The organism is Bacillus sp. FSL W8-0848 (genome assembly GCF_038007805.1).
GTDB lineage: Bacteria > Bacillota > Bacilli > Bacillales > Bacillaceae > Bacillus > Bacillus glycinifermentans.
Genome location: NZ_JBBOYB010000001.1, coordinates 980,001 through 998,385 on the forward strand (window position 1 = coordinate 980,001; position 18,385 = coordinate 998,385).

Here is an 18,385-nt window from a genome sequence, read left to right on the forward strand (position 1 = left end):
AGAGGGGTGAGAATCCCCTCCACCGAATGCCTAAGGTTTCCTGAGGAAGGCTCGTCCGCTCAGGGTTAGTCGGGACCTAAGCCGAGGCCGAAAGGCGTAGGCGATGGATAACAGGTTGATATTCCTGTACCACCTCCTCACCGTTTGAGCAATGGGGGGACGCAGGAGGATAGGGTAAGCGCGGTATTGGATATCCGCGTCCAAGCAGTTAGGCTGGGAAATAGGCAAATCCGTTTCCCGCAAAGGCTGAGCTGTGATGGCGAGTGAAATATAGTAGCGAAGTTCCTGATTCCACACTGCCAAGAAAAGCCTCTAGCGAGGTGAGAGGTGCCCGTACCGCAAACCGACACAGGTAGGCGAGGAGAGAATCCTAAGGTGATCGAGAGAACTCTCGTTAAGGAACTCGGCAAAATGACCCCGTAACTTCGGGAGAAGGGGTGCTCTGTTAGGGTGCAAGCCCGAGAGAGCCGCAGTGAATAGGCCCAGGCGACTGTTTAGCAAAAACACAGGTCTCTGCGAAGCCGTAAGGCGAAGTATAGGGGCTGACGCCTGCCCGGTGCTGGAAGGTTAAGAGGAGCGCTTAGCTTATGCGAAGGTGCGAATTGAAGCCCCAGTAAACGGCGGCCGTAACTATAACGGTCCTAAGGTAGCGAAATTCCTTGTCGGGTAAGTTCCGACCCGCACGAAAGGCGCAACGATCTGGGCACTGTCTCAACGAGAGACTCGGTGAAATTATAGTACCTGTGAAGATGCAGGTTACCCGCGACAGGACGGAAAGACCCCGTGGAGCTTTACTGCAGCCTGATATTGAATGTTGGTACAGCTTGTACAGGATAGGTAGGAGCCTTGGAAACCGGAGCGCCAGCTTCGGTGGAGGCATCGGTGGGATACTACCCTGGCTGTATTGACCTTCTAACCCGCTGCCCTTATCGGGCAGGGAGACAGTGTCAGGTGGGCAGTTTGACTGGGGCGGTCGCCTCCTAAAAGGTAACGGAGGCGCCCAAAGGTTCCCTCAGAATGGTTGGAAATCATTCGCAGAGTGTAAAGGCACAAGGGAGCTTGACTGCGAGACCTACAAGTCGAGCAGGGACGAAAGTCGGGCTTAGTGATCCGGTGGTTCCGCATGGAAGGGCCATCGCTCAACGGATAAAAGCTACCCCGGGGATAACAGGCTTATCTCCCCCAAGAGTCCACATCGACGGGGAGGTTTGGCACCTCGATGTCGGCTCATCGCATCCTGGGGCTGTAGTCGGTCCCAAGGGTTGGGCTGTTCGCCCATTAAAGCGGTACGCGAGCTGGGTTCAGAACGTCGTGAGACAGTTCGGTCCCTATCCGTCGCGGGCGCAGGAAATTTGAGAGGAGCTGTCCTTAGTACGAGAGGACCGGGATGGACGCACCGCTGGTGTACCAGTTGTTCTGCCAAGGGCATCGCTGGGTAGCTATGTGCGGACGGGATAAGTGCTGAAAGCATCTAAGCATGAAGCCCCCCTCAAGATGAGATTTCCCATTCCGTTAAGGAAGTAAGATCCCTGAAAGATGATCAGGTTGATAGGTCTGAGGTGGAAGTGTGGCGACACATGGAGCTGACAGATACTAATCGATCGAGGACTTAACCAAACATGAATGTCATATCGTTATCTAGTTTTGAGAGAATAATTCCAAAAAAACTCTTGCATTTTTGAAAATACATAGTATAATGATCTTTGTCACTAAATTGTCTGGTGATGATGGCGAAGGGGTCACACCCGTTCCCATGCCGAACACGGAAGTTAAGCTCTTCAGCGCCGATGGTAGTTGGGGGTTTCCCCCTGCGAGAGTAGGACGTCGCCAGGCAGACATCATTCCGCAGTAGCTCAGTGGTAGAGCTATCGGCTGTTAACCGATCGGTCGCAGGTTCGAATCCTGCCTGCGGAGCCATATGATTGGAGAGCTGTCCGAGTGGTCGAAGGAGCACGATTGGAAATCGTGTAGGCGGCCAACGCCGTCTCAAGGGTTCGAATCCCTTGCTCTCCGCCACTTTCAAATATATGGCCCGTTGGTCAAGTGGTTAAGACACCGCCCTTTCACGGCGGTAACACGGGTTCGAATCCCGTACGGGTCACCATTATTTTTTAGAAGCAGAAGGGGTATACCGGAGCTTTTAAAGGAAGGCATGCTAAGATCGCAACATCCTGTTGCAACGCATGCACTTGCACGTCCTGTGCTGCGGAGGATTAGCTCAGCTGGGAGAGCATCTGCCTTACAAGCAGAGGGTCGGCGGTTCGATCCCGTCATCCTCCACCATATCTACTAATATAAAACATTATCGCGGGGTGGAGCAGTTCGGTAGCTCGTCGGGCTCATAACCCGAAGGTCGCAGGTTCAAATCCTGCCCCCGCAACCAAAAATTGCTCATTAAATGAGGAGTGCCCGAAGGGTGCAACCAAAATAGTTCATGCAATAAAAATTCAAAAATGGTCCGGTAGTTCAGTTGGTTAGAATGCCTGCCTGTCACGCAGGAGGTCGCGGGTTCGAGTCCCGTCCGGACCGCCATTTAAATAAAGGCTCGGTAGCTCAGTTGGTAGAGCAACGGACTGAAAATCCGTGTGTCGGCGGTTCGATTCCGTCCCGAGCCACCATTTGCCGGTCTAGCTCAATTGGTAGAGCAACTGACTTGTAATCAGTAGGTTGGGGGTTCAAGTCCTCTGGCCGGCACTGTTCTGGAGGGGTAGCGAAGTGGCTAAACGCGGCGGACTGTAAATCCGCTCCCTCAGGGTTCGGCGGTTCGAATCCGTCCCCCTCCACCATTTCTATAGGGGCATAGTTTAACGGTAGAACAGAGGTCTCCAAAACCTCCGGTGTGGGTTCGATTCCTACTGCCCCTGCCAATTACGTATTGAAACGTATGGCGGTTGTGGCGAAGTGGTTAACGCACCAGATTGTGGCTCTGGCACTCGTGGGTTCGATTCCCATCAACCGCCCTTTATGATCATATTGGGCTATAGCCAAGCGGTAAGGCAACGGACTTTGACTCCGTCATGCGCTGGTTCGAATCCAGCTAGCCCAGTTTTTCATCTTTTATCAATAAGTTGAATATGTTAAAATGAGTTCATAATTAGAATGCGGAAGTAGTTCAGTGGTAGAACACCACCTTGCCAAGGTGGGGGTCGCGGGTTCGAATCCCGTCTTCCGCTCCAATTTCTTAACTTAAAATGATGGCGGCATAGCCAAGTGGTAAGGCAGAGGTCTGCAAAACCTTTATCCCCGGTTCGAATCCGGGTGTCGCCTTAGTGCCCTTGCCGGGGTGGTGGAATTGGCAGACACACAGGACTTAAAATCCTGCGGTAGGTGACTACCGTGCCGGTTCAAGTCCGGCCCTCGGCACCATAGCTCACACATGCCGGTGTGGCGGAATTGGCAGACGCGCACGACTCAAAATCGTGTTCCTTCGGGAGTGTCGGTTCGACCCCGACCACCGGTATCCTTAGCTCTTTTTAAGAGCCGATAAGATTTTCTGAAACGCTCATAAATGTTGAAATATCAACGTTTATGAGCGTTTTGCATTTTATAAGAACTGGCTAGAAAACGGTACGTTTTGAAACTTTTTTGCACAAATTTTGCACAAGCATCTCCTCAATTTCCTATGCAATTTCAGCTTCCTCGATAGCCATTTCCTCAAAAATGTTTACAGTCTCATTTTCATCTCTTTCCCGAAGCTCTTTAATTAAGTGAGCATATGTGCTTGAGGTGGTTTCTATGTCAGCGTGCCCTAACCTTGCACTTACATAATAAATTGACACCTTTCGATAAAGCAGCACGCTTGCATGAGTATGCCTTAATCCATGAACTGTAATCGGTTGAATATTCAATTCAGTTAAAACTTTTTTAAGTAGCTTATTTACATTTGTATTGCTGATGACTTTATATTTTGATGAGGGACTGTAAAAAACGAGTCCGTGGATATTGTTTGGCGTTTTTTCGAATAAATGGCGAAAAGCCATCATTGTATGCTTGTCCATTTTTATTACTCGGTTTGATTGTTCATTCTTAGTTGGTCCGAATCCTGATTGATGCCTTTTCGCATAGCCCCATGTCTTATTGACAGTAATTGTGTTATTAAAAAAATTAAAATCTTTTCTTGTGAGGCCGACCAACTCCCCGAAGCGAAGGCCTGAGGTTAATCCTAATAATAAAAGGTAATAGCCCAGGCCGCTGTCTAATCTTTTATATAATTCCCTGGTCAGTCTTATTGAATCTGAATAATTCAAATATTTCTCTTCATCTTTTTTGGCTGGTACAGTCCATGTCTTTACAGCTTTTCGTGTAAAGTTTATTTTTATAATGCCTTCTTCAATGGCATCCTCAACACATGCTTTAATGTGTGAATGTAGTTTTTCAACGCTTTCTTGTCCTTTTGTCGATCCATAATTATTCAAAAATTCCTGATAATCATGCCGCTTTATTTCCTGTATCGGCTTACTCCCGAAATAGTCTCTAATTTCTTGTAGGGTGTAGCCGTAATGTGATAGTGTCGGACCTTTTAAGTGTGATCTATAGAGATTTACCCATTTTTCAAAGTATTCATCAAATGGAATAGTTTTTTTAACGACGGGATCGATGCCTTTGCTTAATTTAGCCTCAACCTCAGCAGCAGCTATCATAGCTTCTTTTTTTGTTTTAAATCCGCCTTTACGGATCGGCTTCGGTTTCGCGCTAACACAATATTGCCATGTTTTTCCTCTCTTTTTGAAGCTTGCCATAAAATTTTCTCTCCTTATCCAACACGAAGGGGGTCAAAAAATAAGCGGTGTCCATTGACAAAGGTGTAAATTCCATACTTCTCTTTATAACGATCAAGAGCATTTTGCAGAAAATCCTCTGTAACCCCAAGATATTCAGCAAGTTCAAACCGGTTAGTTATTCCTTCTCTTTGTGCTTGTACTATTTTATTTAAGGGAACAAGCCGTTCATAAGCCCACCAGCGTGCCCTTAATTCTTGTTTTTTCTTGGGGAGATCAGATTGATCCAATATGTCTCCGAAGGAAGTATGGTGATGTCCTAATTCTTCAGCTAAAATACAACTTTTTTCAGCCTGATTTTTCAGCCTTTTGTTAATCCATATCACATTATCTGAATAGAGGCCCTTTATTGACCCTTTTATAATTTTTTCTTCTACAATGATTCTTTCTCTGCAATGATTCTTTCTCTGTTGCATTCATTAAGAAGAGCCTCGTACATTATCACAACCCCTTATTTCTTTTTGATCTTACATAGTCTTTAAATTTTTCTATTTCCTCAAGTTCTTCCTCTGTCCAGTCTTCATTATCATGGTGAGCTGCAATTGTAGTTATATCCTCCTCGCCAAAAGCCATTTTTTCTAACTCATCCGTTGTAATCCCAAGCCCTCTACAAACTTTGATGACATTATCAACTGTTGCATTTCCAATTCCTCTTGAGAGCATTGAGCGTAATGTTGTTGGAGGTATCCCTATCTTTTCAGCAAAAGCTCTTTTACTTAATCCCGTTTCACATATCAAACGTTCCAAGATTTTCGTTCTTTTATCCAATTTCTTTCAACTCCTTCTTGCAAATACAAACGAAAAATCGTTCATGCATTAATAATACTATGCGAAAATTCGTATGTAAATATTCTTTGAACGAAATATCGTTCATTTTTTAAAAAATTTATTGACAATGGACGAAAATGAGTCTATATTGAGATTAAAGACGGACGCATTTTCGTCCATTGAGAGGTGATATTTAATAATGCATAAAAACCTGCGAGCTGAAATGGCAAGAAACGGTATTACAATGGTGGACATTGCGAAATTTTTAGGTGTTCGTTATGCGACTGTTAATGACAAGGTTAATGGAAAATATCGATTTTACTTTAATGAAGCACTGAAAATCAAACGTCATTTTTTTCCGCAGTGCGACATTGAGTATCTTTTTGAAAATGATGAAAACAAGCATTTGGACAATAGAAAGGAAGAGATGAAATGCAACAACTCAATGTTAGCTTGAGCATTCCGGTTCCGGAAAATATGGTTCTTATTCAAAAAATAGAGCTGGAAGAATTAAAAGCAAACGAATTAAAGGGTGTCTACTGGAGCATGAAAGACCTGGAAAAGAAGACCTCAAAAAAGAGCGAGTGGATAAAAGAAAATATCTTGTATCCAAGCCGTTTCCGCAGGCTGCTTGATACTGAAAATGGCGGGTTTGTATTTTATCCAAAATGCAAAGGGCAAACATGGAGCTTTCAAGCCACGAAGATGGCTGACTTCTTAGAAAAGCATTTTGCTGACATTTTCAACAAGTAAAAAACAGGAGGTTTCATCAATGGAAAATCAATTAGTTTTTGTTAAGGAAAAAGAAGTAGTAACGGACAGCCTGACCATCGCGGAGATGTTTGGGAAAGAGCATAAAAATGTAACAGCGGATATTGAAAAACAAATGGACTATGCAGGGGAAGAATTCAGTGCGCTGAATTTTCAGCGCACCTCATACAAAGACAAATTCAATCGCACACAGAAAAAATACGACCTAACCGAAGAGGCATTTACATTGGTTGTGTTCGGTTACAACACGAAAGAAGCTGTTCAAACCAAAATTAAATTCATTCAAGAATTTAAGCGGATGAAAGAATACATCCAGAAACAGCAGCAGCCAAAGGCAATGAATGCAAAAGAAAGCATACTTGCAAACATGAAACTAACCATCCAGCTTAACGATGATGTTGACGGGATGAAGGAAGACATAAAGCAACTTCGTCATGATCTCGATAAAAAATTGACACTCGATTACTCTCAGCAGCAAGCCATGAGGAATGCAGTGAACAAACGTGTCCATAAGCTCTGGAATGAAAATAAAGTCGACAAAACATTCTATGAAACGACGAGAAGAGTTTATGCAGCATTATGGAAGAACCTAAAAGATGCGTACAGAGTCAATGCCTATCCGAACATTCTGCAAAAAGACTTTGAAGAAGCGATGAGCTTCATTGAAGGATGGAGACCGATTTTTAACGGAAGTCAATCGGCATAAGTGCTGCGGATTCCCCGAAAGTGGGGAAAGGAAGCCGATAAAACTGGACACACATGGGAGGAGAAAGAAAATGAAGCCTTTTAGATTGGAAATGCAAAAAGTAAAAATCAAATCAGTTGAATATGAAGAGGCTTTGGAGAATACAGCAAAAGACCTCATTAGACAACTCAAAACATTTTGTCAGACATATGGAGACTTACTACATTGTTTAGATCAATTTATTTATCAGCCAAAAACTGAACAAGTAATTGCCGAGTGTGCTAAGAGACTTGTTAAACAAGAGATAAACAGAATCCCATTAGAAAGGAATTTGTGAAATGAACAAACAAAATAAGTCAACCCCTGCGGCAACAGAGGTTGATCAAAAGCTTTTTCACTCGATTGATATTGCTGGTTATGAAATTAAACAGCGAAGGATCAGTGAAAATCCAACAGATAATCTAAAAAGCACTTTAAATGTCGAATTCCTATTCATTAGCCACAATTCAGATGTTGAAAAGTTCAATGTTTTTTTTAAGAATTTAAAGAAATTTATTGATGAGCAAAACAAATAACATTACAACCCAATCTTAGACTTTATATACGCAGCTGCGACCTGAGACAAGATAGGTAATGACACACTGGAAAGTTGGGAAACTTTTGCTTTAGTGTCTTTCCAAATACCATCGTCTCTAATATTATCCAGGAATTGATGACCCTCAAAGGAAAGGGACGAAATAAGCAACAAGGTTTCCATATCCGCTATTATTTTTGAACCAATTAGCAATTTAGCTTCAACAAGTTTAGTTGCGCAATACATGGTTTGGCTTTCTCCAAACTTCTCGGCGGTATTAGAAGCTTTAATAACTTCGTTTCCAATAGCATCATTCAAACCAAGCTTCTCTTCTAGTTCTAACAGTAGAGATCGGACACAATCATGATCAAGTTTCATAGTTTTACCTCCTGTCTTATACAGGGACATTATACCAAAAAGGAGGAGCAAACATGTTTTTTGTCAGCTATGTATGGCTACATAACCAAATTCATGTCGTAATCAGTGAATCTGTCAAAACGCACAATCAGGCTTTGGACAAACTAAGACAACAGGGTGGCACCATCATCCAAAATGAACACAAAGACAATACTCTCGGCTCTGTGATCGTAAACGGGAAAAAATCAGTTTGGCCTTTGACCAAGTCGGAAGGACTGAGAGCAAATGGCTGAGGTCAAATGGATTAAGCTAAGTACGCAAATGTTTGAAGACGAAAAAATCAAGTTAATCGAGCAGATGCCTGAGGCGGACACCATTTTGATCATATGGGTTAAGCTGCTGTCCCAGGCTGGCAAGACGAATGCGTCAGGCTATATCTACCTGAGCAAAAATATCCCGTATACAGACGAAATGCTGGCGACTATTTTCAATCGTCCGTTACCGATCGTAAGAATGGCGTTACAGACATTTCAGCGGTTCGGCATGATTGAGATAGATGAACACAACTTCATTAGTATTTCGAACTGGGAAAAGCATCAGAATGTCGAGGGCATGGACCGGGTTCGAAAACTCAACGCCGAACGAAACAAGAGATACAGGGAAAGAAAAAAACAATTGCAGCTTTCTTCTCCTAAAAACGAAAGTGACGTTAGCGTGACGTCACGTGACGGTACAGATATAGATAAAGAATTAGATAAAGATATAGATAAAGAAAATAATATATTGTCGAGTAAACTCGACGAAGCATCTTCTTCTAAAAACGAAAAGGATGAGATTCCTTACAAATTGATCATTGATCTGCTGAACAAAGTGGCGGGGACACGATACCGATATACCACAGAAAAAACAAAAAAAGACATCAAAGCACGCTGGAACGAAGGTTTTCGTTTTGAAGACTTCAAACATGTCATTCTTGTAAAAACAGAGGAATGGCTCAATGATCCTGCTATGAATAAGTTTTTACGCCCTCAAACATTGTTCGGTACAAAATTTGAATCTTACCTAAACCAAAAAGGAGGAGCAACGCATGGAGGATTTCACAAAGGAGCAAGCGGCCGCAGTCAAGGGCGAAATATCTCGGAGGATGACATTCCATACTGATGAGAACGGAAAGCCTGTCTATTGTAACAAGCATACAAGGATCATCGGCGGAGAAGAAAAGCCTTATCAAGTGCAGCTCATTAAACTGTGGGACGGATCTGCAAAGTGTCCCATGTGCGAAAGAGAACAACGTAATAAGGAAATCGAGCATGAAGCCGAGATATGGCGCCGTCAGGTAGAACGACAGATTCTATCGACTTATTCCCTTATTGCCGATCCTACCCTTAAAAAAGCAACGTTCGAAACGTTCCGCAGCTACAACCAAGAGGACGAGCAGAATAAACGCAGGATGATGGAACTTGTCAGCCGAATCAAGGCAGGCGCTGTGATGAACATCTTTTTGACAGGAGAATCTAACGCCGGAAAAAGTCATCTTGCAATGGCCGCCCTTAAAGAACTAAACAAAAATGATGCCGAAGAGTACGCGAAGTCAGCCCTCTTTGTTAACAGTGACGCTCTCATAAGGCGAATTAAAAAATCATTTAAAGATGATTCCGAAAAGCTGACAGAAGCTTTTGCAATCGAGCTACTTACAAGGGTTGATTATCTCGTAATCGATGACCTGGGCGCCGAAGTAGGGGACACAGACAACGAAAACAGAGCCGCAAATGATTTTATTCATCGTGTATGGTATGGGGTTTCTACTGGACGTCAAGGAAAAGTGACAATCATCACGACGAACCTTTCAGGCGTAGCGTTAACAAAACTATATGACAAAAAGACTGTTAGCCGATTGACAGCACACCTTGAGGCTATCAAATTTTTAGAAAAACAAACGGAGAAAAAGGGGCGGACGGCTCCGGCTCTAACCTTTTAGGAGGTGAAAACAAGTGAAGGACACCAACTTAAAACCGATCATGCCGGGTGTCTGGGGGCATGTGGAAACCAATAAAACACCCGAGGAACTCAAACAAGGATTAAAGGAACTAGAAACGAAGCTCGAAAACTTGCTGGCCTATTGGTCAAATGTACGGAGGGATAACGCATGAAACACGGTAAGCGACCAACACGCACGCAAAAGCAAATCATCAAAAAGAATGGTTTAAACCCTGAGAACTGGCTTATATCAAAGAATCTACAGCATGAACAAAGATTGATCATTATTCACCGTCACACCGGGACCGTGCGGGAGTGTTGGGCATGAAAATGGCTGCCCGCGCTGATCGTTTAGAAATTGCACTTGATAACTTGAATTATGAATGGTCATACGTCCAGCTTTGTAAATTGATAGATTACTGGTACGACGGCAAATCATTGTATGACGCTGCCGATCTTCTGAAAAGAAACCCGGACGAGCTTTTAATTCTGATTGTGGACCTTGCAAAAAGAACCATTCTGCCGCACCGGAGAAACGGAATAGGGCCGAATGAGAGAATATGTATTTTCCCATCGAGAATGAAAGCCAAAAAGAATGGGTTGCGGCAGCTTTTCGATGACAGCCCTGTGTATATCCCGTTCTTAGACAATAATTTCATTTGGTATAACAGTGACATTCTTAAATTCAGAGCTTTGTGGAATAACGGCCAGTCTATTATCAAAATGGCAAAAGTCTTTAAGAGAGAGATTGAAGAAGTTTTATTCCTTGTGATCGATCAGGGGAACAAGGAAATGATTCGGCCGCGAAATGGGGGACTTTTAGGTGCGGAAGCGTCAGAAAACGAAAAAAGGCAGTTCAGGCTTATCGTTTGATAAAGCATCTTTACAGCAGCTTTTAGTCATTATCAGGTTTGAATCTTGTCCCAAGCATTTAAAAAATGCTGCTATGAAAAATCTTTTAAAGAGGTGAAATCTTCATGACGGAACAGGAGCGTTTGGAAAAAATCGAATGGATCAATTTGATTGAAAGGTACGGCAAGGAATCACTTAAGCAGAAGAGCGATGAGGAAATTGAAAAGCTTTATAACCTGGCAATGCTCCGGCAAACAGACGATGTGTTTGCATAAAAAAACCAGAGCTATTAAAAGCCCCGGAAAATAAAAACCTGACACTTTTATTTTATCACGGGGGTGCGGCTGGTGAACAGTCCTAAAAAGATCAACGTCAATCAAGATTTATCGAGCAAAATTCAAGACGGGAAGGTCACTGTCATTGTTTTAGATGGTCGAAACGGAAAGGCTTATGAAGCAGATGCCCCGGAACATGGCAGAACGATCATCGAAACATTTAAAGGTGACTTTTCTCGGATTCATCTTGAATCATCACACAAATTCAATTAATAGCAGGGGGGTTCCCCTGGGGGGAGTGAACGGAATGTTAAGAGCAAAATCAATTACCTTTAATTCTGGAACCTATGAGCTTGGTCAAAAATATCAGCCGCCAGGCTTCACAAAGGCGGCGACAGTCATAAATATTGTGGACAATCGTGGTGCTTGGTCGCATAAAGAAGGCGGCTTTGATGTCCGATTTGATACAGGGGATTTCTTACGGATTTATTCAAATGATGTTGTTATCCATTGGGAGCCGACGGGCGGTGATGCAAAATGAATGAAAAATTGCGAGAAATTATAAGCGACTTATCACTATGGTATTTAGCTTCCGAAGAAGAGCTGCAGCCGTTCGACATTAATGCTGGACCTTGCTATATCATCGAAAAATCTTATGTGGAATATATGATTGATTTTATGAAACAACAGTCAAAAGAGATCGAACAATTGGCTGCTGAAAATAAACAACTGAAAAAACTACTCTCTACCTTTGCAGATGACGAATTTGATCCATTCGGTGTTGTGCAACAAGCGTTAAAAGGAAAATTCCCTTTTGGATTGGAGGATGATGAAGAATGAAAACAATTCCAGTAATAGCATTTAAAGCGAAGGATAAGGAAAAAAGGTATTTGTGTGATGGCCCGGATTGCGGCGACTGGTCAGATGAAAATTTGGACGTTTCAGACATAGAGGATGCCTTATGTTTGGTGAGAAAAGACAAACAAAGGCCGACGGATGATGACATAGATCACTTTTTTGATGTGATTCATCTTTTATCAAGCGAAGGGTTTTCGTATGGCCCGAGCGTCGATGATATCAAAGAAAATTATGATCCTGTTCATGTCAATCTGACAGAAGCGCAATACAACGTCATGAAAGAACGGAATGATTGGGGGTGACGAATAATGACACTTTTACAATCTTCTTTACTCCATACAATTAAGGCACAGCGGAATAACATGATGACCATTGACGAGCTGGCCAATATATACGCGCTACACCCGGAACACGTGAAATCTCTCGTTGAACGAATGGACGGGCTGGCGATTAAGGGGAACGTCGTCTATGCTCCAAAACAATCGTTTCTGCTGCCGTTGCTGGGGGTTGCTGGGGTGTTCGCGGCAATCGTGATTCTGCCGATGCTGATAGGGGGATAACCGGACACCCGGGGAAAGAATGGACCATCTCAAACATGAGTAAATAACAAGAAAAGGGTAAGGAGGTGCTTTTATGGCCAGATCACCTTTAATCTGGTTCGGTGGCAAGGCCAAATATGCCGAACACATCATAAACAAAATGTCCGCCCATAAGGTTTATGTCGAGCCTTTCGGCGGTGCGGCCCATGTCATAGCAAATAAGCCGCAAATATCCCATGAAGTGTACAACGATATTGACGGAAATGTGGTCAATTTCCTAATGCAAGTCAGAAAGGATCCAAAGGCAATGCAAAAGGCTTGTGAGTCCATCCCGTACAGCCGGGCGCTTTACGAGAAATGGAAGACTGAGGATTACCCAACAGACGACTTTGACCGGGCTGTCCGGTGGTTTTATATGAACCGGTCCGGGATCAGCAAGGGAAACGCGGAGAATGTTCCACAAACCGGTTGGCGCCACAGTACGAAAAGCGGTCAGAATCCGGCGGGCGGCTACATAAGCGCCTGTACAGCTTTTCAATTATTCGCCAACCGTATGAAAGGTGTCATGATTGAGTGTAAGGATTTCCGGACGATTATTGAAAAATACGATAGCCCGGATACTCTCTTTTATGTTGATCCTCCGTATGTCGGCCGAGAACAGTTTTATGCCGGCGGGTTTACAGAGCAGGATCACCGGGATCTGGCGCGGCTGCTGAATCAAGTAAAAGGAAAAGTGGTTCTCTCCTATTATGACGATCCTTTGATACTCGAGCTCTATCCGACTTGGGAAAGGGAAACTTTTTCAGCATATAAGCAGGTTGTCGGTGGATCCGGAAAAGGGAACCGGGCCGAAGAAATGCTGTTGTTCAATTATAAAATCACTCAGCTTAGTCTATTTGATTAGGAGGCGCGGCGGGCGCCGGGAAGGGGAAATGTTATGATACAGGATTACAAGCCATTTCTGCGGCAAGCCATCGATATTTTTGATCAAAAGTATGGAGTGAACGGCAGATTATACCTCATGTTCTGGCTGCAAGACAATTTGATGAAAACCGTCGGCGGACGGAAATAGAATAATGTCCTAGATGGAATGCCTGCGGACACTGAACTTTCAGCTTTTACGCTGTTTGTTTGGTGTCCGTTTTTTATTTGACCCGACGGCAGTTTAGTGAAAGGAGAAATAGACATGAAACCCAACAAAAGAAAACGCCCTGAAAAAGCGCAGGAGCGCTCTGAGCGCTTTTGGCGAGAGATTATGGGGCAAAATAAGCAGATTCTTAAACGAGGCAAAGGCGGCGCTTATAAGCGCAAATAAAAGGAGGAATAAACCATGCTATTTCAATTACCCGAAATCGATAGAGAAGCGACGAAAAAGAAAATTGAAACCATTCTCGATAATTACAGGGTGGTTCTCTTACAAGTGCCGGATGATCTGCTGCCGAAAGTAACGGCAGGGTTCAACATCGTTCCACCGTCAAATACAAACGCGTTTCATTCATCTACCGAAGATACGGCCATCAAAAGAGTCGAAATGGAACAGGAACGACATGCCTTTCTTTCAAAAATTCAAAAGGCCGTGAATCGTTTACCAGCCAATGAACGGCAGATCATCATCATGAAGTATATGTCCCAAGATCACCGTTTTGATTATGAAGTTTACAACGAAATAGGGATGAGCTCACGCACATACTTCCGGATAAAATCGCGCGCTTTTTATAACCTGGCTTTTGCATTGAAAGAGGAAGTGTACGTGAAGGGAAGTGCTTCATAATGAATTTTGTGCAGCCTATCAGGGACAAGGACCAGATTTATTATATTAAGAAATTCCTGAGAGAACGGAGTGAAAGAAACTATCTGCTTTTCGTCACCGGCATAAACTCGGGCTTGCGTATATCCGATTTACTTCGTTTAAGAGTCCGTGACGCGAAACGAATGTACATCGATTTACGCGAGAAGAAAACCGGCAAGCAGAAACGGATCAAAATAAATAAGGCCCTAAAAAAGGCCCTGGCCGACTATATTAAAGGTAGAGATGACCAGGAATTTTTATTTAAGAGCCGCGAAGGACTAAATAAACCGATCAGCAGAAGCACGGCATACAACATATTGAAAGAGGCGGCGGAATACGTCGGGCTTGATGGCATCGGCACCCACACCATGAGGAAAACGTTCGGTTATTGGCACTATAAAAAATTCAAAGACGTGGCCCTGCTGCAAGAGATATTCAACCATTCCAGCCCTGACGTCACGCTTCGATATATCGGGATCACTCAAGACACAATGGACCAAACAATGGACTCATTCAGCTTGTAAGCTCATCTGTCTTCAAAACGGATGAGTTTTTTTCTGGATATTTTAACGAATTAACCATAACGAGAAAGTGTCTAACTCATTTTAAGGAAATGGCTTAAAACTATGCAGGGCAAAGGGTTCAGCGGTTACGTGAATTGGACACAATATAAGATATGGTTAATTCGTGGATTGTGTGGATAAATAAAAACTTTTGCATGGTATAATGTAGAAAAAAATCGAAGGAGCCGATCAAATATGTCTGATTTCATAACTGAAAAAGAAATGGATTCTATCAGAAAAATTCAGCTTTCAGACAGCCAATACAAACTTTATTCCGGTTTAAAAAAGAAATTAAAGCTTGCTGATCATCATGTCATCAATATGACATGGGGCGAATTAAAAAAAGAATTTGCAAAGGAGCGCAGGTATGCCCGAGAAAGATGATTTTTGCCAATGTGAAAATAGTTCAGGATCACATACGCAGCTTAATGAATGGGGTTATTGGTATTGTTGCAACGATTGTAATAAAAAAATTGAGGATGACTTTCATTATTATGATGAACCTGATCCTTATGGTTAATTCGAAAAGCAGGTGCAAACTTGAGGGAGAAATGACAGAGATTTAAAAATGGCACAATTTTGGCGCAACGTTGGCACTCTGTTTTGTTTTAGATCAGTTAATATGGTAATAGGTCAAAAACAACGAAAGTGAAATTAAAAAAAGAGCAACCGGCTGGCTGCTCTTTTGTCTTATGATCTAGGATTTTTGTAAATACCAAGATGTTCTTTAATAGCATCTTGAAGAAGATGCGAATAATTAATTTTATGCTCTTTTGCAATGTCGTCCATCCAGCGCGGGATAGTTAATGTTTTCTTAACTGCCGCATTCTCCATTTCATGACGGAAAGGCGGCATCCATGTTTCGATTAATACGATACTTTGGCTATCTTCTGTTTCGATATCTTTTGAAGATGTAGGCTGAGGAATTTCATCACCATCTTGTTCAAGGCCATATAGATGGAGAGCCATAGCTTCTTTAGCCATTGTAAGAGCTTCTTCATCTGTGTCACCACAAGTGATGCAGCCAGGCAGATCAGGAAAAGTAACTGTGATTCCGTCGTCGTCATAATCGAAAAGGGCTGGATAAATGTAACGATCTTTTTTCATAATTTATAACCCCTTTTTTGTTAAATTTTATATTCTAAATTTTTCTTTTGGCAGGAGGGCTATTGAAGCCCTGCCTGCTTTAGGATTGATTTTACTGTTTTCTTTGGAAAGTCTTTCTTAGGATGTGGGATGGTAACCGTTCCGGGTTTTGTTGGATGTTTAAACTGATGATGACTTCCTTTAACCCTTACTTGGTACCAACCATCTTGCTCGATTTTCTTGATTAGCTCTCTTGAGTTCATTTGATGGTTACCATCTCCTTTCTACAAATTTATTATAACACGTATTAAAATACGTGTAAAGAACTTTTTGTTTTTTTCTTTAAAAACGCCTAAAAATGACTTGATTAGTGTAAAATGATAACAATAGCAAATTCGGAGGTATCCTCATGGATTGGATTGCGATTTTTAAAGTATTAAAAATAATCTTCTCCGCATTGCCATGGATATTAAGTGTAGGTGCCCTACATCAATTTTTATATAACAAATATCCGAAGTACTATTTTTTTTGGGTCAAAAGATTCAAGAAGTGGCGAGATACAAAGTGGAAATTAGCAGTTAGTTTTCAGGTGCATAAAAGTGTCGATTTTTTCGGGGCTTTTGAAGAGGTAATTAATGAAATTTATAAAAATAAACGGAAAGTATTCAACTTAAAAAATAAAAAGCAGTATGAATTCGCAGACTTTACACTTACTGTTCAATACGATCTGGATTGTAGTCAAACTGAATACGTTACTGTAGATTTAATATTTGGGACAATAACCGCAACTAAATCAACAGCTGTAGATAAGTTAAGGAATTTACGCAGGTTCTTTAGTACATTAAATAGCAGAATAGCTTTAAGTAATGAAAATTATAGCATGAGAGTCTATTTTACAACTATGAAGAATCCTTTTTACGGTTTAATGATACAACGACTTGGGTCGGAGCATGTAGACTATTTCGAATGCACATTTTCAATAAATAAATTAACTCAAAAAACATTAGGAAAGAGAACAGAAAATGAAGAAATCGATCAAGAATTGACAGTATTTAAAGATTATATAGCTATAAATCACCATAATTATGATACAATAGAAGACGTTACAAGAAAATGTCTTTTATTGGAGGGGTGATTTGATGAGCATTATCAGCATAAACATTTACGATAAGCTTAATGATACTGGGGAAGATGAGGAACTTAAAGTGTTCTCGCATGAAAAACATGAGCTAGTTAATGGCTATAATGAAGAATTAAAAACCTATATTCTACTCAACAATATTTCTCCGACTGGGTATCAAAATATCCAAATAATAAATGATGAAATATTTGCGCAAACAGTCCGAGTTAAAGGTGAAGTGGTTCATCAAGTAATAAAACAGGATATGTATCAAGCCTATATTAAGGTAAGAAATAAAAGAAAGAGAGGGGTAGGAAATCTAGTAACTCTTTGTAGAAAAGACAGTTCTTTAAAAGCAAAACAAATTTTAGAAGAAAATTTTGGCGACGAATATGAACAGCACAAATTTGATATCCTTAAGATTATAGACTCTGCGTCCGATGTTAGAAATGCAAGATTTAAAGTGAAAATTGAAACAGTCAGTTCTGTAAGTATGGGAGGTACTAGAGTTCATGATACTCAGTATTATTCAGAAATGCTTAGACGAGGTGAATTATCAGCAGTAATTATAAATTATGATATGCCTCAGGCAGCCGTAACATTTAAAATAAATGTTGACGGGACCGTTCTTCTATATAATTCTTTGAGTGATTTTGAAATTCTGGATTTAGTTGAAGACTTGTTAAGCATTGAATAAAATCGATTAAAAAGCATATTTTTTATGCTATTACATACTTGGGAATCAAATTCAAAACGCTTTTCCAAACGGGAGAGCGTTTTTTTATGTTCTCTGTAAACCGGGTCCAGTGAATCTCAGATCAGACGATTGGCGGCATAAGGGGCCTCTGAGTATGGGCCTGGTTTAGATGGAATATATCCAAGCGCTTTCCCAAACGGGAGGGCGCTTTTTATTAAGGAGGAACAAACGATGAAATTTGGTCAAGCATTGAAATTACTTAATGACTGTCATAATATAACTCGGTCTGGCTCGCGCAAGTATGTGTATGTGGTTGGTCGAACGGTTATAGATGAAAACAATGGCGCAACATACGGTCGCGTTATCCGCAGCACAAAAACCCGATATTTATCTCGCGCAACGCTTCAAGCCTAGACGGTCTTAGTCCTGACAGAATGGTACTCGTTTTGTTGACGGGCTATTTAGACAATTCGATAGTGAAAAACGATTACTTTCGTTACTTAGTCGAGAATGCGACGGAGGTTAAGTACGAAGGAGGAGATGGCAATTGGTGCAAAGGCGTATGAGTAGGGAACGTAAGAAGAGATACAAGTATTTACGTAAGCAGTGGCGCGAAAGGGATTATAGTTTAGGTCAATTATATATCCCATTTCGTACACCTCTTAGAAGGAGCTTAATAATTAAACCTGGTCAGAA

Annotated in this window: 31 protein-coding genes, 16 tRNA genes, 2 rRNA genes and 1 pseudogene (1 of these 50 running past the window's edge); 44 read left to right on the plus strand and 6 right to left on the minus strand. The window is 41.9% G+C overall.

From position 1 onward, the window contains the following. The 18 genes from NSQ39_RS05080 to NSQ39_RS05165 form a co-directional block, all read left to right on the plus strand. A 23S ribosomal RNA gene (locus NSQ39_RS05080) occupies positions 1 to 1,617 on the plus strand (it extends 1,315 nt beyond the left edge of the window). A gap of 100 nt (positions 1,618 to 1,717) precedes the next feature. Further along, positions 1,718 to 1,833 (plus strand): 5S ribosomal RNA (gene rrf / locus NSQ39_RS05085). 9 nt (positions 1,834 to 1,842) lie between these two features. Further along, positions 1,843 to 1,917: transfer RNA gene (locus NSQ39_RS05090), tRNA-Asn, on the plus strand. 7 nt (positions 1,918 to 1,924) lie between these two features. Then, positions 1,925 to 2,016 (plus strand) — tRNA-Ser (locus NSQ39_RS05095). A gap of 13 nt (positions 2,017 to 2,029) precedes the next feature. Continuing rightward, a tRNA-Glu gene (locus NSQ39_RS05100) sits at positions 2,030 to 2,104 on the plus strand. A gap of 103 nt (positions 2,105 to 2,207) precedes the next feature. Continuing rightward, a tRNA-Val gene (locus NSQ39_RS05105) sits at positions 2,208 to 2,283 on the plus strand. A 23-nt stretch (positions 2,284 to 2,306) separates the two neighbouring features. Beyond that, positions 2,307 to 2,383, plus strand: a tRNA-Met gene (locus NSQ39_RS05110). Positions 2,384 to 2,455: 72 nt separating this feature from the next. Then, positions 2,456 to 2,532: transfer RNA gene (locus tag NSQ39_RS05115), tRNA-Asp, on the plus strand. Between the two features lie 10 nt (positions 2,533 to 2,542). After that, positions 2,543 to 2,618: transfer RNA gene (locus NSQ39_RS05120), tRNA-Phe, on the plus strand. Between the two features lie 3 nt (positions 2,619 to 2,621). Beyond that, a tRNA-Thr gene (locus NSQ39_RS05125) sits at positions 2,622 to 2,694 on the plus strand. 7 nt (positions 2,695 to 2,701) lie between these two features. Beyond that, positions 2,702 to 2,786, plus strand: a tRNA-Tyr gene (locus NSQ39_RS05130). Between the two features lie 7 nt (positions 2,787 to 2,793). Continuing rightward, a tRNA-Trp gene (locus NSQ39_RS05135) sits at positions 2,794 to 2,867 on the plus strand. 20 nt (positions 2,868 to 2,887) lie between these two features. Continuing rightward, positions 2,888 to 2,960 (plus strand) — tRNA-His (locus NSQ39_RS05140). 14 nt (positions 2,961 to 2,974) lie between these two features. After that, positions 2,975 to 3,046 (plus strand) — tRNA-Gln (locus tag NSQ39_RS05145). A gap of 55 nt (positions 3,047 to 3,101) precedes the next feature. After that, positions 3,102 to 3,176, plus strand: a tRNA-Gly gene (locus NSQ39_RS05150). Positions 3,177 to 3,196: 20 nt separating this feature from the next. Beyond that, positions 3,197 to 3,267: transfer RNA gene (locus NSQ39_RS05155), tRNA-Cys, on the plus strand. 10 nt (positions 3,268 to 3,277) lie between these two features. Continuing rightward, a tRNA-Leu gene (locus NSQ39_RS05160) sits at positions 3,278 to 3,366 on the plus strand. Positions 3,367 to 3,378: 12 nt separating this feature from the next. Further along, positions 3,379 to 3,460, plus strand: a tRNA-Leu gene (locus NSQ39_RS05165). A gap of 160 nt (positions 3,461 to 3,620) precedes the next feature. Here the strand turns inward: NSQ39_RS05165 and NSQ39_RS05170 are convergent. From NSQ39_RS05170 to NSQ39_RS05180, 3 genes and pseudogenes are all read right to left on the minus strand, one after another. Continuing rightward, positions 3,621 to 4,739 carry a tyrosine-type recombinase/integrase gene (locus NSQ39_RS05170; protein ID WP_175076770.1) on the minus strand — a complete coding sequence of 373 codons (1,119 nt, stop codon included), beginning with the start codon at positions 4,737 to 4,739 and terminating at the stop codon, positions 3,621 to 3,623. Positions 4,740 to 4,753: 14 nt separating this feature from the next. After that, positions 4,754 to 5,194, minus strand: a complete 441-nt coding sequence (locus tag NSQ39_RS05175; RefSeq protein WP_175076769.1) for an ImmA/IrrE family metallo-endopeptidase — start codon at positions 5,192 to 5,194, stop codon at positions 4,754 to 4,756. A 136-nt stretch (positions 5,195 to 5,330) separates the two neighbouring features. After that, a pseudogene (locus tag NSQ39_RS05180) lies at positions 5,331 to 5,546 on the minus strand (helix-turn-helix domain-containing protein); the annotation flags it as partial. Positions 5,547 to 5,745: 199 nt separating this feature from the next. On the opposite strand from NSQ39_RS05180, the gene NSQ39_RS05185 reads away from it, so the two are divergent. The 5 genes from NSQ39_RS05185 to NSQ39_RS05205 all read left to right on the plus strand — a co-directional run bounded on the left by NSQ39_RS05185 (position 5,746) and on the right by NSQ39_RS05205 (position 7,577). Then, on the plus strand, positions 5,746 to 6,003 hold the full coding sequence (locus NSQ39_RS05185) for a helix-turn-helix transcriptional regulator (protein ID WP_106071054.1): 258 nt from the start codon (positions 5,746 to 5,748) through the stop codon (positions 6,001 to 6,003). After that, positions 5,979 to 6,299, plus strand: coding sequence for a DUF771 domain-containing protein (locus NSQ39_RS05190; RefSeq protein ID WP_175076768.1), 321 nt, complete (start codon positions 5,979 to 5,981; stop codon positions 6,297 to 6,299). Before NSQ39_RS05185 ends, NSQ39_RS05190 begins: the two co-directional genes overlap by 25 nt. Before the next feature lie 19 nt (positions 6,300 to 6,318). Further along, positions 6,319 to 7,023, plus strand: coding sequence for a Rha family transcriptional regulator (locus NSQ39_RS05195; RefSeq protein WP_175076767.1), 705 nt, complete (start codon positions 6,319 to 6,321; stop codon positions 7,021 to 7,023). 70 nt (positions 7,024 to 7,093) lie between these two features. Further along, positions 7,094 to 7,339 (plus strand): hypothetical protein, encoded by a 246-nt coding sequence (locus NSQ39_RS05200; RefSeq protein ID WP_175076766.1) that lies wholly within the window; start codon positions 7,094 to 7,096, stop codon positions 7,337 to 7,339. A 1-nt stretch (position 7,340) separates the two neighbouring features. Further along, positions 7,341 to 7,577 carry a hypothetical protein gene (locus NSQ39_RS05205; protein WP_175076765.1) on the plus strand — a complete coding sequence of 79 codons (237 nt, stop codon included), beginning with the start codon at positions 7,341 to 7,343 and terminating at the stop codon, positions 7,575 to 7,577. A 2-nt stretch (positions 7,578 to 7,579) separates the two neighbouring features. Here NSQ39_RS05205 and NSQ39_RS05210 read toward each other — a convergent pair whose 3' ends face one another. Beyond that, the gene (locus tag NSQ39_RS05210; protein ID WP_175076764.1) at positions 7,580 to 7,954 is read right to left on the minus strand and encodes a DUF2513 domain-containing protein; all 375 of its coding nucleotides are present in this window, start codon (positions 7,952 to 7,954) and stop codon (positions 7,580 to 7,582) included. A gap of 53 nt (positions 7,955 to 8,007) precedes the next feature. Here NSQ39_RS05210 and NSQ39_RS05215 point away from each other — a divergent pair, with 53 nt between their 5' ends. From NSQ39_RS05215 to NSQ39_RS05295, 18 genes are all read left to right on the plus strand, one after another. Then, positions 8,008 to 8,226, plus strand: coding sequence for a hypothetical protein (locus NSQ39_RS05215; protein ID WP_175076763.1), 219 nt, complete (start codon positions 8,008 to 8,010; stop codon positions 8,224 to 8,226). Beyond that, positions 8,219 to 9,094, plus strand: a complete 876-nt coding sequence (locus tag NSQ39_RS05220) for a phage replisome organizer N-terminal domain-containing protein (protein WP_175076762.1) — start codon at positions 8,219 to 8,221, stop codon at positions 9,092 to 9,094. Before NSQ39_RS05215 ends, NSQ39_RS05220 begins: the two co-directional genes overlap by 8 nt. Next, positions 9,078 to 9,911, plus strand: coding sequence for an ATP-binding protein (locus NSQ39_RS05225; RefSeq protein ID WP_175076778.1), 834 nt, complete (start codon positions 9,078 to 9,080; stop codon positions 9,909 to 9,911). The genes NSQ39_RS05220 and NSQ39_RS05225 overlap by 17 nt, the downstream gene beginning before the upstream one ends. Positions 9,912 to 9,924: 13 nt before the next feature. Then, a complete protein-coding gene (locus NSQ39_RS05230; RefSeq protein ID WP_017475015.1) occupies positions 9,925 to 10,083 on the plus strand; it encodes a hypothetical protein in 159 nt (52 codons plus the stop codon). Continuing rightward, positions 10,080 to 10,238, plus strand: coding sequence for a DUF6906 family protein (locus NSQ39_RS23045; RefSeq protein WP_445662405.1), 159 nt, complete (start codon positions 10,080 to 10,082; stop codon positions 10,236 to 10,238). Before NSQ39_RS05230 ends, NSQ39_RS23045 begins: the two co-directional genes overlap by 4 nt. Beyond that, a complete protein-coding gene (locus tag NSQ39_RS05235; protein WP_175076761.1) occupies positions 10,235 to 10,783 on the plus strand; it encodes a hypothetical protein in 549 nt (182 codons plus the stop codon). Before NSQ39_RS23045 ends, NSQ39_RS05235 begins: the two co-directional genes overlap by 4 nt. Positions 10,784 to 10,887: 104 nt before the next feature. Further along, a complete protein-coding gene (locus NSQ39_RS05240; RefSeq protein WP_128748284.1) occupies positions 10,888 to 11,037 on the plus strand; it encodes a BH0509 family protein in 150 nt (49 codons plus the stop codon). A 72-nt stretch (positions 11,038 to 11,109) separates the two neighbouring features. Beyond that, positions 11,110 to 11,310, plus strand: a complete 201-nt coding sequence (locus NSQ39_RS05245; RefSeq protein WP_175076760.1) for an XtrA/YqaO family protein — start codon at positions 11,110 to 11,112, stop codon at positions 11,308 to 11,310. Positions 11,311 to 11,344: 34 nt separating this feature from the next. After that, entirely contained in the window at positions 11,345 to 11,578 is a 234-nt protein-coding gene (locus tag NSQ39_RS05250) for a hypothetical protein (RefSeq protein ID WP_175076759.1), read from the plus strand. Continuing rightward, positions 11,575 to 11,877: a hypothetical protein gene (locus NSQ39_RS05255; protein WP_175076758.1), complete on the plus strand. Its 303-nt coding sequence runs from the start codon at positions 11,575 to 11,577 to the stop codon at positions 11,875 to 11,877. Before NSQ39_RS05250 ends, NSQ39_RS05255 begins: the two co-directional genes overlap by 4 nt. Then, on the plus strand, positions 11,874 to 12,197 hold the full coding sequence (locus NSQ39_RS05260) for a hypothetical protein (protein ID WP_175076757.1): 324 nt from the start codon (positions 11,874 to 11,876) through the stop codon (positions 12,195 to 12,197). The genes NSQ39_RS05255 and NSQ39_RS05260 overlap by 4 nt, the downstream gene beginning before the upstream one ends. A gap of 6 nt (positions 12,198 to 12,203) precedes the next feature. Beyond that, complete coding sequence (locus tag NSQ39_RS05265; protein ID WP_175076756.1) at positions 12,204 to 12,455, plus strand: hypothetical protein; 252 nt, start codon at positions 12,204 to 12,206, stop codon at positions 12,453 to 12,455. A 73-nt stretch (positions 12,456 to 12,528) separates the two neighbouring features. After that, complete coding sequence (locus NSQ39_RS05270) at positions 12,529 to 13,338, plus strand: DNA adenine methylase (RefSeq protein WP_046129152.1); 810 nt, start codon at positions 12,529 to 12,531, stop codon at positions 13,336 to 13,338. Between the two features lie 33 nt (positions 13,339 to 13,371). Next, positions 13,372 to 13,506, plus strand: a complete 135-nt coding sequence (locus NSQ39_RS05275; protein WP_269081994.1) for a hypothetical protein — start codon at positions 13,372 to 13,374, stop codon at positions 13,504 to 13,506. A 114-nt stretch (positions 13,507 to 13,620) separates the two neighbouring features. Beyond that, positions 13,621 to 13,749 carry a hypothetical protein gene (locus NSQ39_RS05280; protein WP_099047076.1) on the plus strand — a complete coding sequence of 43 codons (129 nt, stop codon included), beginning with the start codon at positions 13,621 to 13,623 and terminating at the stop codon, positions 13,747 to 13,749. Between the two features lie 15 nt (positions 13,750 to 13,764). After that, positions 13,765 to 14,205: an ArpU family phage packaging/lysis transcriptional regulator gene (locus NSQ39_RS05285; protein WP_046129153.1), complete on the plus strand. Its 441-nt coding sequence runs from the start codon at positions 13,765 to 13,767 to the stop codon at positions 14,203 to 14,205. Further along, positions 14,205 to 14,747 (plus strand): site-specific integrase, encoded by a 543-nt coding sequence (locus tag NSQ39_RS05290; RefSeq protein WP_046129154.1) that lies wholly within the window; start codon positions 14,205 to 14,207, stop codon positions 14,745 to 14,747. Before NSQ39_RS05285 ends, NSQ39_RS05290 begins: the two co-directional genes overlap by 1 nt. Positions 14,748 to 14,981: 234 nt before the next feature. Next, complete coding sequence (locus tag NSQ39_RS05295; protein WP_175076755.1) at positions 14,982 to 15,170, plus strand: hypothetical protein; 189 nt, start codon at positions 14,982 to 14,984, stop codon at positions 15,168 to 15,170. Between the two features lie 306 nt (positions 15,171 to 15,476). On the opposite strand, the gene NSQ39_RS05300 is transcribed toward NSQ39_RS05295, so the two are convergent. Continuing rightward, positions 15,477 to 15,893, minus strand: coding sequence for a type II toxin-antitoxin system HicB family antitoxin (locus NSQ39_RS05300; protein WP_043054106.1), 417 nt, complete (start codon positions 15,891 to 15,893; stop codon positions 15,477 to 15,479). Positions 15,894 to 15,952: 59 nt separating this feature from the next. Beyond that, a complete protein-coding gene (locus tag NSQ39_RS05305) occupies positions 15,953 to 16,135 on the minus strand; it encodes a type II toxin-antitoxin system HicA family toxin (RefSeq protein WP_048356389.1) in 183 nt (60 codons plus the stop codon). Between the two features lie 146 nt (positions 16,136 to 16,281). Between NSQ39_RS05305 and NSQ39_RS05310 the strand changes: the two genes are divergently transcribed. The 3 genes from NSQ39_RS05310 to NSQ39_RS05320 all read left to right on the plus strand — a co-directional run bounded on the left by NSQ39_RS05310 (position 16,282) and on the right by NSQ39_RS05320 (position 18,103). Then, on the plus strand, positions 16,282 to 17,007 hold the full coding sequence (locus NSQ39_RS05310; protein WP_175076754.1) for a hypothetical protein: 726 nt from the start codon (positions 16,282 to 16,284) through the stop codon (positions 17,005 to 17,007). A gap of 4 nt (positions 17,008 to 17,011) precedes the next feature. After that, on the plus strand, positions 17,012 to 17,689 hold the full coding sequence (locus NSQ39_RS05315; protein WP_202049364.1) for a hypothetical protein: 678 nt from the start codon (positions 17,012 to 17,014) through the stop codon (positions 17,687 to 17,689). A 231-nt stretch (positions 17,690 to 17,920) separates the two neighbouring features. Further along, positions 17,921 to 18,103, plus strand: a complete 183-nt coding sequence (locus NSQ39_RS05320) for a hypothetical protein (RefSeq protein WP_175076753.1) — start codon at positions 17,921 to 17,923, stop codon at positions 18,101 to 18,103. The last annotated feature ends 282 nt before the right edge of the window (positions 18,104 to 18,385 follow it).